The sequence below is a fragment of the Vibrio sp. M260112 genome, from assembly GCF_036533775.1.
GTDB lineage: Bacteria > Pseudomonadota > Gammaproteobacteria > Enterobacterales > Vibrionaceae > Vibrio.
In genome coordinates this window covers 1-13,184 of sequence record NZ_JATABH010000001.1, presented here as the reverse complement: position 1 = coordinate 13,184, position 13,184 = coordinate 1, and the positions used below count along the sequence as shown (strand labels likewise).

Sequence of the window (13,184 nt, the reverse complement as noted above, 5' to 3'; positions counted from 1 at the left end):
CTGTTTCAAGCCTTACGTTAAGCCTGATCACGGCTCTGTTTTAAAGTCATAAAACCCGAATAAATTCGAGTTAGAGTTGTAAACCAGCATGCTGCACCAAACAGGTAGGCAATCAGTGCAAAGTGGTTAGGAAGCAAGCAGAATAAGATAAAGCACGCAATGGTTTCTGTCCCTTCTGTCAGACCACTCATGTAGTAAAGAGATTTGTGCTGATAGACTGGATTTTCAATGCCTCGTTTCCCTGCCATGACTGCGAAGGCCAAAAAGCTGCTGCCGGTACCGATAAACGAGAAAATCAAAAATGCACCCGCAACGGCATTTTGCTCAGGGTTTGCCAATACGAACCCAAAAGGAATGAGCGAATAGAACAGAAAATCGAGACTAATATCGAGAAAGCCGCCCGCGTCTGTTATTCCTTGAATACGCGCCAGAGCGCCATCCAGGCCATCGCAGATTCTATTGGCGATGATGAGTAGCAGTGCCAGAGTATATTGCTCAAAAATCAACGCAGGGAAGGCGACACAGCCAAGCGCAAAACCAAAAATCGTGGTTTGGTTTGCGGTGATACCACATCGGTCTAAGAGATTTGCTGACTGTGCTAACGGCCAGCGAATAACTTTGATACTCAAACGATCAAGCATGAACCGTCTCCCATGGCCAAGTTAGGCAACGGCTATTGTCGGGAATGTCGGTTTCATCATGAGTGACCATAAGCGCAGGGATGTCTGCTTTTTTGAGTTGCTCCACAACCCATTGACGAAACTGAACTCGCAACTCTCTATCCAGTTTACTAAATGGCTCGTCTAGTAAGGCCAGATTAGGTTTAGCGAGTAGCATTCGAGTTAGGCTAATTCGCGCACGCTGCCCCCCTGAAATCTGGTCGGGAAAAGAGTCCGCCAAGTTGGTGAGTGAAATGTTTTTCAGTGCCTTCATCGCCTGCTCTTTACGCGCAGCGCCTTTGACTTCATTCGGTAATGAAAACGCGAGGTTTTCCCATACAGAAAGGTGTGGAAACAGTAAATCATCTTGGAACAAAATCCCGACCTGACGTTGATGCGCTGGCAACGAGTCAATCGGCTTTTGATTCAACGTGATTTGACCTTGGTAGGTGAAGTCACTGCTTAGGTGCCCGGCAATCGCATCAAGCAAAGTTGATTTACCGCAGCCACTTGGTCCCATTAGCGTGACAATTTCTCCGTTATTGATTTGAAGGTTCAACGCGTTAAACAGTACCTCACCACTTTTGTTACAGATGACGAGGTTTTTGAGACAAAGGCTCATTGGGTAGCAATCCTTTAATAGACAATCTACGGTATTTAACCTGAAGTCGGCTGAGTACCATAGCGATAGAGAAGAAAATGAGGGGCAACAATGCTTGCCACAACGCATAAATTGCGGTGACACGACGGTCAAAACCACTCGAAAGCGCTACGGCTTCAGTCGTTATCGTGCTTATCCTCCCCGCGCCTAAAACTAGCGTAGGTAAGTATTGTGCCAAGCTGACACTAATACCGATAGCCCAAGCAAAAAGCACCGCGGGCAACAATATCGGTAACTTAATCTGCCACCAGACTTGAATCGGGCTTTTACCCAAACTTAGGCCGACACGGGTCAAGCCATTGTCGAAGCTGCGCCAAGGGCCATCCAGTGAGAGGTAGACGTAAGGAAAGGCAAAAAATACGTGTGCCCAGCACACCCAGAATAGGTAAGCACTACTGTTTAGATAGAGCGTGACTACCTGAATACCAAATAGAATCGAAAGTTGTGGGATTAACATTGGAATCGCAATCACGTATCCAGGTATCTGTCGATGATGTCTTTGGTGGTACTCGTGAGCCGCTAACGCAAGCAACAGAGCAATACTGGCACTGACTAATGCGATTAACAGGCTTTGATTGAGCGCGCTAAAAATACCCGCCCACTCATATTGCCAGAAGCGCAAACTAAACTGAGTAGGAAGTAGGTCAGGGAATCGCCATCTCTGAGCAAAGCTCCACAAAACCAAGATGGGTACTATAGCCAGACTTAAAACGAGCACAATGCTGAAGGTGGACTTACCTGGCAGATCCATTCCTGAACGCCCTGAATATTGCCAATGTTTGAGCCCTTTTGTGATCACCCATTCGACGATTCTGGCGAATAGAATCAGTACGCTGGCGATAAGAAACAGTAATGTCGCACCCGATGCAGCGCGAGGAAGTTGAGCTAAATCTGGTTCGTTAAACCACTGCCAAATTAAAACAGCAAAGGTTGGAGGATTGGTTGGACCGATAATCAAAGCGACATCTACCACTGAAAGGCTGTAGGCAATCACAGCCAACATCGGAAAGCGAAGTTTGGCAAACCATTGTGGAAAGATGCATTTCCACCAAGTCTGCGCCCTAGAATAACCCAGTGACAGGGTTACTTTTTCGGTTTGTGACACTTTTAGCTGCTGTAGAATTGGGATGCTCATCAGCAATAGGAAGGGAATTTCCTTTATAGCCAGCATGAGAACCAGTCCTATTGCATAAGGATCTTTGATCACAAAGGCGAGATCAGAGACAGATTGTGCATTCGGATCATAGCCAAACAGATGGTACAACGATCGAGCCACCAATCCGGTTGGAGAAAAAAGAAAGGCAAAACCAATAGCAAAAGCGACGTGTGGCATAGCGAGTAAAGGGGATAACGTCAGCTCGATTTTACGCCAAAATGGATGATGCCAACTAGAAAGCAGAATCGCAAAGGTCGCTAAGCAGGCAAGATAGCTACTAGCAAGAGTCGAAAAGAGCGTGAGACCCACTGACTGTCCGATGCCCTGCCAAGCGAAAACTGACTCAAAGCCGTTTAATGAAAAGGACTCAAGTCCAATGGGCGGAATATAACCAAACGCAGCCACTACCACTCCGGCAAGTCCCGGAATGGTAGGCAAGATGCAAATTAGAATAAGAGAAAAGTAGATTGCGCGTAACATCGAATCACTTCTAGTTTCCGTAACGTTTAAGCCATTCTTGCTCTAACGCATTTTGCCAACTTGGGTGAGGCTCGGCGATAGATTTGAACTGCTGAGTATTTTTGGCCGTTCCAGTGAGATATTGGCTACTCAATACGGATGGATCGCCCCAAATCTTAGTATCCCCCTTGCGTGATTGGGCATCTGGGCTTAACAAAAAGTTGATGGCGACTTGTGCCCCTGCGCTCGCGTTGGCATTCCATGGAATCGCTAAGAAGTGAATGTTCGATAGTGCACCGTTATCCATCGCATAGGCTTGGGTTGAGTTCGCAAGATTGCCATTTGCTTGGGCGGAATACACAGCATTAGGGTTGAAGGTGATAGCTAGATCGATCTGGCCATCGTCGAGCAACTGAATTGACTCTGTTGTACCTGATGGAAATTGTTTACCCCCACGCCAAGCCACTTTGTGGAATTCATCCAAATATTGCCATAAAGGTTGAGTAATGATGGCAAAACTCTTCTCATCAATTGGCTGCATTAACGAAGCGTCGTTGTTGGTCAGTTCAATCAGCAGTGCTTTTAGGAAGCTGGTGCCATGGAATTCTGGTGGGCGAGGATAGCTTAGGCGATTTGGAAAAGCGTTCGCATAGCTTAACATCTCATTAAACGAAGTCGGTGGGTTATTGAGTTTCAACTTGTCATGAATAAATACCAGTTGCCCCACACCCCAAGGTGCTTCTAAGCCTTCTGTAGGTTCAGAAAAATCAACGTCTATCGGCAATGTTTTGTCGACATATTGCCAATTAGGTAGGCGAGTTGTAAATGGACCAAACAGCAATTGATTGTCTTTCATTGATTTGAAGTTTTCGCCATTGATCCAAACCATATCAACGCTACCACCGCTGTTTTTTCCTGCGGCTTTTTCAGCAATTAGGCGGCTGGTGGTTTCAGCAATATCCGTAACTTTAACGTGTTGCAGTGTGACGCCGTATTGAGATTGAAGCTGGCTATTCGCCCATTGGATATAGCGGTTAATTTCTTGGCTGCCTCCCCAAGCGTGGAAGTATACCGTTTGTCCTTTTGCTTGTTCGATCGTTTGCTGCCAAGTATCAGTTGCGAATGATGAAAAAGACACGATTAATGTTGAAAGTAAAGTGATCAGCCTTGTCATAATGGTCCCTGTTAGTTGGTTGTTGCTATCGGCCATTGAGTTAGACCGGAACAATTCACTTATTCATTCATTATGACTGAAAAAAGATAGGTTTATTATATATTTGAGGTAAAAGTGGATGGATCGTGTAAAAAGTGAGTCGCAATAAGTAAAAAAGCAGCCCGAAAGGCTGCTTCTAAAATAGGATGACTTGACGCGTCGAATTAGTTTTTCCAATCGCTCAATTTGAACGTAAGCGTGTGAACGTCGTTTTTCAGTACCATTGAATCATTGGTCAATGTCATGTCACTCCAGTCAGAGAGTGTTTGAGAAAATGCTTGTTCAACGTCCATCACATCGCCGACGCACATTTTCATGGTCATGCCCATCTTTTCAATGCGGAACTGGTTGTCTTTTAGTTCAGCTTGACCAAAGAAGTTATTACAGCCCGCGTTACCATTCGCTGTCATCTTTTCGCCAACCTCTAGGCGAGGAGCTTGCTGGCGGCCTTCTAGTACAATATCTTTACCGTCAATGCTAACCAACTCCCAGTTGTGGTGTTGGAGATCCTGAGCTGTAATTTGTTTCACATCGTCACCATTGCTTGCACATGCGGTCACTACAACAGGTAGGGTAATTGCTGCAAGTAACATTTTTGGACTAAGCTTCATAATAAATCAACTCCAATAAGTAGATAATAAGCCTTTTAGCTTCGGCTTTGATGGTTTCAGTATAATTAATAAAACACTGTTTTTGTCAGAGGAGAGTCATAGTTTGGTCTAAATCACATATTGGAACTTATTGATAAACATCTAATTATAGATGCCGTAGAGTGTAATTTGTGCTTTTAGCAAATGGGTGACCGTTTGGAACAGTTAGAGTTTTTTGTCGTACCAAGTCCTTGCGTAGGCGTATGCACAGTAGATGAAAAAGGCTACTGCAAAGGGTGTATGCGTAAAAGAGAAGAGCGCTTTAATTGGTTAACCATGACGCCCGCCCAGCAACTGCATGTCATCAAGCTATGCCGACAGCGATACCTGAGAAAAATCAAACGAGATTCAGTAGATCGCATCGATCAAGATAGTACGGATAGCCCTCAACAAGCTCTTTTTTGAAATCAAATACCCAACCCTTGTATAGGCTATTGTCAAGTTGACACAAAAGGTTTCTGTTTAGGCTGTGGTAGAAGCCGTGAAGAACGTTATCTTTGGTACCAACTGACCGAGACAGAACAAAGAGAGATTTTACTAAGAGTGTGCGTACAATCTCTCTATCCCGTTAAATAGACGCCTACTTACTTTAACCCCCATCGGTCGCTAACCCATCCTCCGGCGTGCTCATCAAAATGGCTACCAGAGAAACGATGGTTAGCCTCGGTATGCTTTTCGCAAGAGGGTTGATCGTCGATCAAATGCTGAATATAACTTGCCATTGGATCACCGCTTTTCAGCCGGTCTTGCCTGGTGGCAACTTCTTTAATCAACTGAAGACGGTATGAGTTACTAGCACGTTTCATGCGGTGATCCTCCTTGGTTATGACACTAATATGAAAAGTTAGAAGTGGATGTTTCCAGCGTCAATCTAATTTGATTATTTTTTGTTCTATTTTAGTTTTTTAAGAACTCTGTTCCAGTTATGAAACCATGATCAAAATGGGCTATTGCATTGAAATTAGAAGGGGAGTTGCACGGAGACTAAAAAAGGGTAGTGAAATAAAAAATTCACATAAATTTATTGAGACTTTACTTTGTGCTCATTTACTACTACGGCCTATTTTGGGAAAAAAACCAGTCGTGTATTACGACTGGTTTGAGATGAAGATTGGAGTGTTACTTAGCGAAGTTCACGATTGGGAAACAAGGTAGGAAGCCGTTATCAGCACAGTTGATTAGGCCGATTTGAACCCCTTCAATTTTACTTGTCTTGTTGAACACGCCTACTTGAACGGTTGACTCGCTTGACAGGTTAACCGCCCCCACGTCGACCATGGTGTCGCCTTCAGAGTAGTTAACAAAACTAACGTTTGCGCCATTAACGTTGTTGGTAATGTTAACCGCACCAAGGTTAACCCCGGTAGTTAACCCTTCGTTCCAGTTGAATAGACCAAGAGAGGCGCCGGTCATTTCTTGATTTACTTTTGAAGCGCCTAAAAAGAGGCCAAAGTTAACACCTGTTGTTGTATTGGTCTCAGACATACCGACAATCGCAAAGTCGACACCTTTCACTTGGTCTACTTTACCGTGTAGAGCTGCGAGACGAACGCCAGAAACTTGTGAGTTATCTGGTGCATTAAAATCATTGATAGAAGAGAACATCACTGGGGATGAAGCAACAGCGAAAGAAGAGGCGAATGCTGTAGAGATAGCCACTGCAGTAAGAATTTTTTTCATAATAACTCCAAGTATTAGCTGTGTATCCAGATTAAAGACCAATGTGTATCCGCATTAGCCTACTTTGTAAGCATAGTCAGTATGTTAAGACTGCGTGAAATATGATCTGTGTGACTATATTATTGGTCTTGTTGTACAGCAATCCGTTGAGTTTTAGGGGATGAAAAAACCTCGCATAAGCGAGGCTTTGAATTTGTATACACAGCTGCGGTTAGCGTTTGGCGTTCAAACAGCGTTCATGCGTGACTATCTCGTCTGCAATCAACTGGCCTCGGCTGTTACGCATTTTTATCCGATAACTCAATCCAACCTCTAAGTTAGCTTTGGTGTCGGCAACAGTACAATATGTGTTGATGCTGTTGTTCATGACCTGCGTGGCAGGCTTTGCACCGAGGGCATCAGCGTTGTAAACCATCATAATCTCAACGGTTGAACCATTAGAATTTGCACGCATTATTGAAAGCGGCCCCGCTTCTAGCGGAAGCTTAGACGCCAGTAGATTAGCGCGAGTATTCGCCAACAGCGAGAGTTGACGCTCTTTCTCGGCTGAAGCAGAAGAGCATCCAGCAACAACCAGTGCGACCATTAAGATCGAGAGAGTTTTAAACACAGCTGGCATAATTAGAAGACTTTCTTAAAAGGTTTAACAATAACCTTTTCGTATACACCAGCTTCAATGTACGGATCAGCATCAGCCCACTCTTGCGCTTGTTGCAAAGAATCAAACTCTGCAATAACGGTGGAACCAGTAAAACCAGCTTCACCAGGGTTGTCAGAATCAATGGCAGGCATAGGCCCCGCCGTTAGCAAACGACCTTCATCTTGCAGTGCCTGTAAACGCTCTAGGTGAGCAGGGCGGACACTAAGTCGTTTTTCTAATGAGTTCTCTACGTCTTGTGAAAAGATGACATACCACATGTACAGATATCCTTATATCGATGATGTAACCGTTGGTGGTTACTCTACCTTAAATACTGGTTTTTAAAAGTAATGATTTGGTGTTATTTCGTCTATGCCATGAACTTATTGTACTGGTCGAGGTTTGCCATCTGCGTCAATAGCGACATAGTTAAATGTGGCGTCACAAACCATAAAGCGATCTTCAAGACCGTGCTCTTTTACTGGTTTCACCCACACCTGTAAGTCGATACTCATTGATGTACGACCAATACGTGTACATTCACCGTAACAGCAAACCACATCTCCAACACGAACAGGTTTCTTAAAAGTGATGCTAGAGACGGACACTGTCACGATTCGACCTGAAGAAATTTCCTTGGCGAGAATCCCTCCAGCAAGGTCAAGTTGAGACATAATCCAACCGCCGAAAATGTCGCCATTGGCATTGGTATCGGCTGGCATGGCAAGGGTTCTAAGTAGGAGCTGACCTTTTGGTGTATTAATTTCTTGGCTCATTTTGACATCCACTACAAACGATACAGCGACCAAAGTGGTCGCTGTAAAAGAGGTATTGTAACAAAACTATTCACTTATTCGCCAGCGCTCGCCTCGTTGTTCTCTTTTGGTACATGCTTGTAGATATAGAGCCCGGTCACTAGGGTGAACGCAAACGTGGCAGCGAGTAAGCCAAACACCTTAAAGTTTACCCAGATATCCAATGGTAACTGAAATGCGACATAGATGTTTAAAGCGGCACAGAAAGAGAAAAAGGCAACCCATGCCCAAGTGACCTTAGCCCACACAGGTTCAGGAAGAGAAATTTCTTTGCCCAGCATCCCTTTGATCGCAGACTTGCCTAAGAGGTGGCTGACGGCAAGACCAATAGCAAACACCATGTAGACGATGGTCACTTTCCACTTAATGAAATTGTCATCGTGTAAGAAAATTGTCATTCCACCGAATACGGCAATCATCAAGAAGGTGATGAACTGCATTTTCTCGATTTTCTTATAGATCATATAGGTCAAAGCGATTTGAACCGCGGAAGCAATGATCAGCGCCCCTGTTGCGACGTAAATATCAAACAGCTTATACAAAGTGAAAAAGATAATTAGGGGGATGAAGTCGATGAGTTGTTTCATTGGCATGGTCTTTTGTGTAACAAGAAGCCCTCAGTCTAACCAAATCTCTGGTTAAGACAAAGGGCTTAATGGCAAACTCGGGTTTCTCTACTAACAGCAAGGTAGGGAGATTAGGCTATGTAACGCTTGTAATCTTCGAGATAACCTTCGCTACGCAAACTGTCTACCGTAAATTGCAACTCTTCGTCACTCATAGCAAAACAACTGGATTTGCCTGTCATGCCGTTGAGGTATTCGTGGTACTCAAGCTCGGTGAAGTGGCCAATACGGTCCACGAGCAGAGTCTTGATTCCGTGATGAATCAGACGATAGTAGGTGTGACGCTGAACTTCCATAACAGTACCTCTTACATCAGCGCAAAGACGAATCTTTGCCGCTTTTACTTCGTTGTACGAAAGAAAGCATAATCGGTGCCACTTGATGTTCAAATTAATCACAACCCGATGATTGGTGCCGTTCGCCGTTAATAGAGATGGATACCGCTGCTGAAAATTCGTTCGCGGTACGGTTTCAGATATGCAAAATGCGAGTCGAATTGAGAGCAGAATTGCCAATTGTTTGACAGGCGCATCTGCTCTTTTGCTATACAGTGGCTACGAATGAATTTCTTGTCCTAGAGTTGACTTCAGAATGGTATCGAGTGCGTCTTTGGTTGTTGGTTTTGATAGGCGTCCATCCATAAGCTCGCTCATCCTTTGCACATCTTTTTCTCCGGATTCACCAGAAAGAGCAATGATAGGGATAGCTGGATATGACTGACGTATAATGTTTGCTGCCTCAAAACCATCCATAATCGGCATCTGAATATCCATAAACACCAGATCAATGGGATTGCTTTGGATGATCTCGATTGCGACTTTACCGTTGTTAGCAAGCACAACACCATAGCCAAGCTGCTCCAAATAGAGCTTAACGAGTGTCCGCTGAATCTCTTTGTCATCCACGACCAAAATCATATGTGATGACTTAGCAACAAAACCTAGCTCACCTTTTGCCACTTGAGGATTAATTGGTGGGGCAAAATCGATCGCCGTTGGTGCGATAGGTGACGTTTTTATTTCATCAAGTCGTACGCTAGAAGAAGGGAAGGTCAGAGTAAATTCTGTAAATTCGCCTGGTAGAGAATGACAACTTATTCCACCCCCAAAGGACGTCATGACGCGTTGACAGTAGCCTAAACCTAGCCCACTACCACCACTCTTATTGTGGCTGAAAAAGTCATCGAAAATACGTGAGAGTAAAACCTGAGGAATACCAGGGCCAGAGTCTCGGAAGATGACATGATTTTCATATAGGCCGACTTCAGTACGGATTTCGATCCTGCTTTTTGGGTACGAATCAAAATAGTAGATAGCATTGCGTAATAGGTTGAACAGCACAAAATTAAACAGGGTATCGTTGATCTTAACGACAAAGTCATTCTCAAGGTTCAGCTCTATCCGATTAAATTCATCTTCGCTCTCAAAGCCATATTGATTGATCGCACTATGAATGGCGTGACGAATAGAGGTCGCTTCCGATGGCTCTTGATCGAGAGATGAGCTATTGACCTCCCGCAGAATGATGTCAATCAGTTGTCTGCCGCGATGAATCGCTTGCTTGCCACTATGAACATGACGAAACAGATCATTCTGGTCTTTGATGTTATTCAGTTTGCTTTCCAGAGATTCAAACTCATATTGTACTTGTGCGAGAGGATTTCTCATCTCATGGGCGATAGAGTTAGCAAGTGCCTGTGACTGTTTAACTTTACGCTCATAGTTTATGTGCACTTGAACTTTTTTCAGTACCCTCTCCAGCGCTCGCAGCTCTTCGAATGAGAAATTAACGTCACCTTGTTTATGACTTGAGACTAAAACGTGAGAGAGTTTGTTCTTACCTTCGTAAATCGGCAAGACCAATGCTGAATCCATCTGATTCATATTGGTATGCAAATTGGAAAGCTCGGCGTCACTGGTTTGTTCTATTGCGTCTTCCAACTCGTCGATCACCAAAGGCGTCGAATGATTTTCAAAGTACGTGCGATAGAGACTGGCCCCTTGATAATCATCGAGTAATTTCAGCTTGTCACTTGGCACTCCAAGGTAGCTAGCCAATGCTTCTATCGCTTTCGATGGTGAGTTTTGAAACTCTTCTTCTAAATGGGCAATTTTATCTGTAGGGGGCGTAGATGAACCGTACAGAACGAAGCTGAGACAACTTCTCATCACTTGAGACGCGTATGGCCATGAAATACCAATAGTGATCAGCAAAGTAATCACCGTAGCGGTGCTGAGATAGTCGAGGGGCTTAAACAGCGCGATAACTCCCGTGTAAGCCGCAGCAGTAAGCAGTAAAGAGCAAGCAACCAAACACAGGTAGCGAAAACTGTAAAAACGAGAGGCCAGTATCGCATAGCCCATAAATAGCATTTCACTGACTGACAATGCAGGTGGCAGCCAAGTCAAGGAGAAGTCATTAAAGAAGTAAGTGAAACCCAACTGTATGACTGCGGTAGAGGCCATGAAAATGGTCATTCCGAGGATCATGTAGTTAATCCGAGTGCGACGGATGCGGTTACTTGATCGCTTGATGGATAATAGATTGGCAAACGTTAAAGCAAACAGCAGAGTCAAACCAATGAAGAATGGTTGAGTATAATGGCCAAATTCAAGTACAAATCGGCTTGGCCCCTCTATCGTCACACCTAAGATAGTCAACCCGGGAATAAGGTTTACCACAGTACACATCACAATAATTGTGGTGGCGAAGGCGAGCTGCCACAGACTGGTATGGCGGTCTGTGTAATGTGCTCTCAGTTTTGCAGAAAAAAAGTAGGCAGAGCCAAAGGCCAGCAGTGCTGACAAGTTAGCGATAACGGCCATTGTAATGGCACTTTTTGCTCCCCAATCGGGCAACAAGCCAGTATGAAAATACGCGTTGCTGCAAATCCAGACAAACAAGCCCAATGTGTAGGAGACATAGTAGAGATACTGCTTGATGCTAGAAAAGCCATGTTTTTTCGCCAGCGTTGAACAGAAATAGCCTGCCCAGACAAAAACCAGTAGTGCCGTTAGTATTAACACCACTGCCTTTGGATAAAGTAGATGAGTGGTTAAGTAACTAAGCATAGTGAGGTTTGTGTCCATGATTTCGATATTTTCTTAGCTGACGGATGGTGAGTTTTTTGTAGCTTTTATAGCTCGCTCTCGCTAGCTCTTGATTGAGTGGTTGGATAAACCACAGTCCTTTATAGGTGGCAAACTCTGAACTAGAAACGTGGCTCGTACTGAGCTGACTGAACACCGTTTCGCCTAAGCTCAAATAGTACTGAATCATTAAAGGTTGCTCAATCACAACAAATGCAATTTTATAGCGGAGTGAGAACAACTGTTCCATTAAACGCTTCTGAGCCAAATAGAGATAGAAAATCATCTGAGACTGATTGCCGCTAACGGTAAGACGGATGATTTCACAACACTGTTGGTGTGACACTATCTTCTGCCACAACGAGTTTTCAAAATGGGCGGATGAATGCCTTGGAATGTCTTGATTGTCTAACAAACCGTGCTCACTAAGTTGGTCGACGGTTTTTTTTGTTGCAAGCAATTGCCAACTATCGGTTTGAAAAAATGGGGAAAAGTAGAGCCACTGTTCAGCCTGTGTATGGTGATTTATTTTGGCGCTGGCGACGATCAGTGCGCTATCTGAATCTGCTACTTGAGTTGCCAAAATGAAATGCGTTCCGCAGGTTGATTGATTGATCTCATAAAGCATTTCATACCATTTATGTTGCCAGACAAAGGTCGAAAGGTTAATCAATACAATGGCATCGGGCAGTGTAAGAGCGTGTTGGCAGTGCAAGGTATAATAGTGCTTTTTGTGATGCTCAATACAGTCGATCACACTGTCAAAATAGTCTGCTTCATTGTGAGAGAGATTACGCTGTCTCTGGTCAAGAGCGGAATCATTTAGTGAATGGTAGCCTTTTTTGAGTTTCCAAATCTTATATCCGCACCAAGCTTGTGCCCAGTCATCAAACAGAAAAAGCGCATCTTGCTCAATTTGATGCCACTCTTTTGTACCAATACTCAGGGGACGCTTAAGCTCCGCGTAATAAAATGGAGACATCAGCTTTGTCGCGATGTTTTTGTCCTGCAATGTCGGATCACTTTCGCAGACTAGACGTAGGCGTTCATTGAGTATTTGTTGGAAAAACAAGTCACTGTTATCGCCAAATAATCGATCTATTTGCGTAAATAAAGCGTATGCGTCGTCCGCGACTCCTGATGAGGCAGGAGCAGGGGTGTTTGTGTTAGCCATAGACGTTTGTCGTATATTTTTGTTTTTAGATGGCTAGTATTAATACAGATGAAAATGTGTGCAACCAAATTGATATAAATAATTCATATTTAACATGATAATTAATCAAATCGGTGATGTTGAGCACATAAGTATTCGTCTAAATAGCAAGCTGATGAGGCGCAGTTAAAGCACTCTTTAATACCAATCTAAGTAAAAAATATGATCTAATTGAGGCTGTCATTTCTACACGAGAATGCCATGGATAGCCTCGACAACATCGACTTTAAAAAACTCGCTAGTCAGCAGAAGTCTATACAAATGAAGATGCGTTTACTTGCTCTAGCACACTTTAAAGAAGGGCGGTCTCGAACACAGATTGC

General features: G+C 44.0%; 16 protein-coding genes. 2 read left to right on the top strand and 14 right to left on the bottom strand.

What is annotated here, in order from left to right:
* Nucleotides 1-17 precede the first annotated feature (17 nt).
* From QTN95_RS00075 to QTN95_RS00055, 5 genes are all read right to left on the bottom strand, one after another.
* Nucleotides 18-641 (bottom strand): CDP-alcohol phosphatidyltransferase family protein, encoded by a 624-nt coding sequence (locus QTN95_RS00075; RefSeq protein WP_331415872.1) that lies wholly within the window; start codon nucleotides 639-641, stop codon nucleotides 18-20.
* On the bottom strand, nucleotides 634-1,281 hold the full coding sequence (locus tag QTN95_RS00070) for an ATP-binding cassette domain-containing protein (protein WP_331415871.1): 648 nt from the start codon (nucleotides 1,279-1,281) through the stop codon (nucleotides 634-636). The genes QTN95_RS00075 and QTN95_RS00070 overlap by 8 nt, the downstream gene beginning before the upstream one ends.
* On the bottom strand, nucleotides 1,247-2,956 hold the full coding sequence (locus QTN95_RS00065; RefSeq protein ID WP_331415870.1) for an ABC transporter permease: 1,710 nt from the start codon (nucleotides 2,954-2,956) through the stop codon (nucleotides 1,247-1,249). The genes QTN95_RS00070 and QTN95_RS00065 overlap by 35 nt, the downstream gene beginning before the upstream one ends.
* Before the next feature lie 10 nt (nucleotides 2,957-2,966).
* Nucleotides 2,967-4,109 carry an ABC transporter substrate-binding protein gene (locus tag QTN95_RS00060; protein WP_331415869.1) on the bottom strand — a complete coding sequence of 381 codons (1,143 nt, stop codon included), beginning with the start codon at nucleotides 4,107-4,109 and terminating at the stop codon, nucleotides 2,967-2,969.
* A 203-nt stretch (nucleotides 4,110-4,312) separates the two neighbouring features.
* Entirely contained in the window at nucleotides 4,313-4,759 is a 447-nt protein-coding gene (locus tag QTN95_RS00055) for an META domain-containing protein (protein WP_269377331.1), read from the bottom strand.
* A gap of 195 nt (nucleotides 4,760-4,954) precedes the next feature.
* Here QTN95_RS00055 and QTN95_RS00050 point away from each other — a divergent pair, with 195 nt between their 5' ends.
* Nucleotides 4,955-5,203, top strand: a complete 249-nt coding sequence (locus tag QTN95_RS00050; RefSeq protein ID WP_331415868.1) for a DUF1289 domain-containing protein — start codon at nucleotides 4,955-4,957, stop codon at nucleotides 5,201-5,203.
* Nucleotides 5,204-5,209: 6 nt separating this feature from the next.
* Nucleotides 5,210-5,374, top strand: coding sequence for a DUF1289 domain-containing protein (locus QTN95_RS21220; RefSeq protein ID WP_443088842.1), 165 nt, complete (start codon nucleotides 5,210-5,212; stop codon nucleotides 5,372-5,374).
* 8 nt (nucleotides 5,375-5,382) lie between these two features.
* Here QTN95_RS21220 and QTN95_RS00045 read toward each other — a convergent pair whose 3' ends face one another.
* The 9 genes from QTN95_RS00045 to QTN95_RS00005 all read right to left on the bottom strand — a co-directional run bounded on the left by QTN95_RS00045 (nucleotide 5,383) and on the right by QTN95_RS00005 (nucleotide 12,822).
* Nucleotides 5,383-5,604: a hypothetical protein gene (locus QTN95_RS00045; protein ID WP_269377334.1), complete on the bottom strand. Its 222-nt coding sequence runs from the start codon at nucleotides 5,602-5,604 to the stop codon at nucleotides 5,383-5,385.
* Between the two features lie 313 nt (nucleotides 5,605-5,917).
* Entirely contained in the window at nucleotides 5,918-6,478 is a 561-nt protein-coding gene (locus QTN95_RS00040; protein WP_269377335.1) for a VC2662 family protein, read from the bottom strand.
* 211 nt (nucleotides 6,479-6,689) lie between these two features.
* On the bottom strand, nucleotides 6,690-7,097 hold the full coding sequence (locus QTN95_RS00035; RefSeq protein ID WP_331415867.1) for a GspS/AspS pilotin family protein: 408 nt from the start codon (nucleotides 7,095-7,097) through the stop codon (nucleotides 6,690-6,692).
* Between the two features lie 2 nt (nucleotides 7,098-7,099).
* Complete coding sequence (locus QTN95_RS00030) at nucleotides 7,100-7,396, bottom strand: YciI family protein (protein WP_004746701.1); 297 nt, start codon at nucleotides 7,394-7,396, stop codon at nucleotides 7,100-7,102.
* Nucleotides 7,397-7,501: 105 nt separating this feature from the next.
* Complete coding sequence (gene yciA / locus QTN95_RS00025) at nucleotides 7,502-7,894, bottom strand: acyl-CoA thioester hydrolase YciA (protein ID WP_331415866.1); 393 nt, start codon at nucleotides 7,892-7,894, stop codon at nucleotides 7,502-7,504.
* Nucleotides 7,895-7,968: 74 nt separating this feature from the next.
* The gene (locus QTN95_RS00020) at nucleotides 7,969-8,520 is read right to left on the bottom strand and encodes a septation protein A (protein ID WP_331415865.1); all 552 of its coding nucleotides are present in this window, start codon (nucleotides 8,518-8,520) and stop codon (nucleotides 7,969-7,971) included.
* Between the two features lie 110 nt (nucleotides 8,521-8,630).
* Complete coding sequence (locus QTN95_RS00015) at nucleotides 8,631-8,855, bottom strand: hypothetical protein (protein ID WP_138970393.1); 225 nt, start codon at nucleotides 8,853-8,855, stop codon at nucleotides 8,631-8,633.
* Between the two features lie 258 nt (nucleotides 8,856-9,113).
* A complete protein-coding gene (locus tag QTN95_RS00010; protein WP_331416034.1) occupies nucleotides 9,114-11,630 on the bottom strand; it encodes a response regulator in 2,517 nt (838 codons plus the stop codon).
* A complete protein-coding gene (locus QTN95_RS00005) occupies nucleotides 11,623-12,822 on the bottom strand; it encodes an acyl-homoserine-lactone synthase (RefSeq protein ID WP_331415864.1) in 1,200 nt (399 codons plus the stop codon). The genes QTN95_RS00010 and QTN95_RS00005 overlap by 8 nt, the downstream gene beginning before the upstream one ends.
* Nucleotides 12,823-13,184 lie beyond the last annotated feature (362 nt).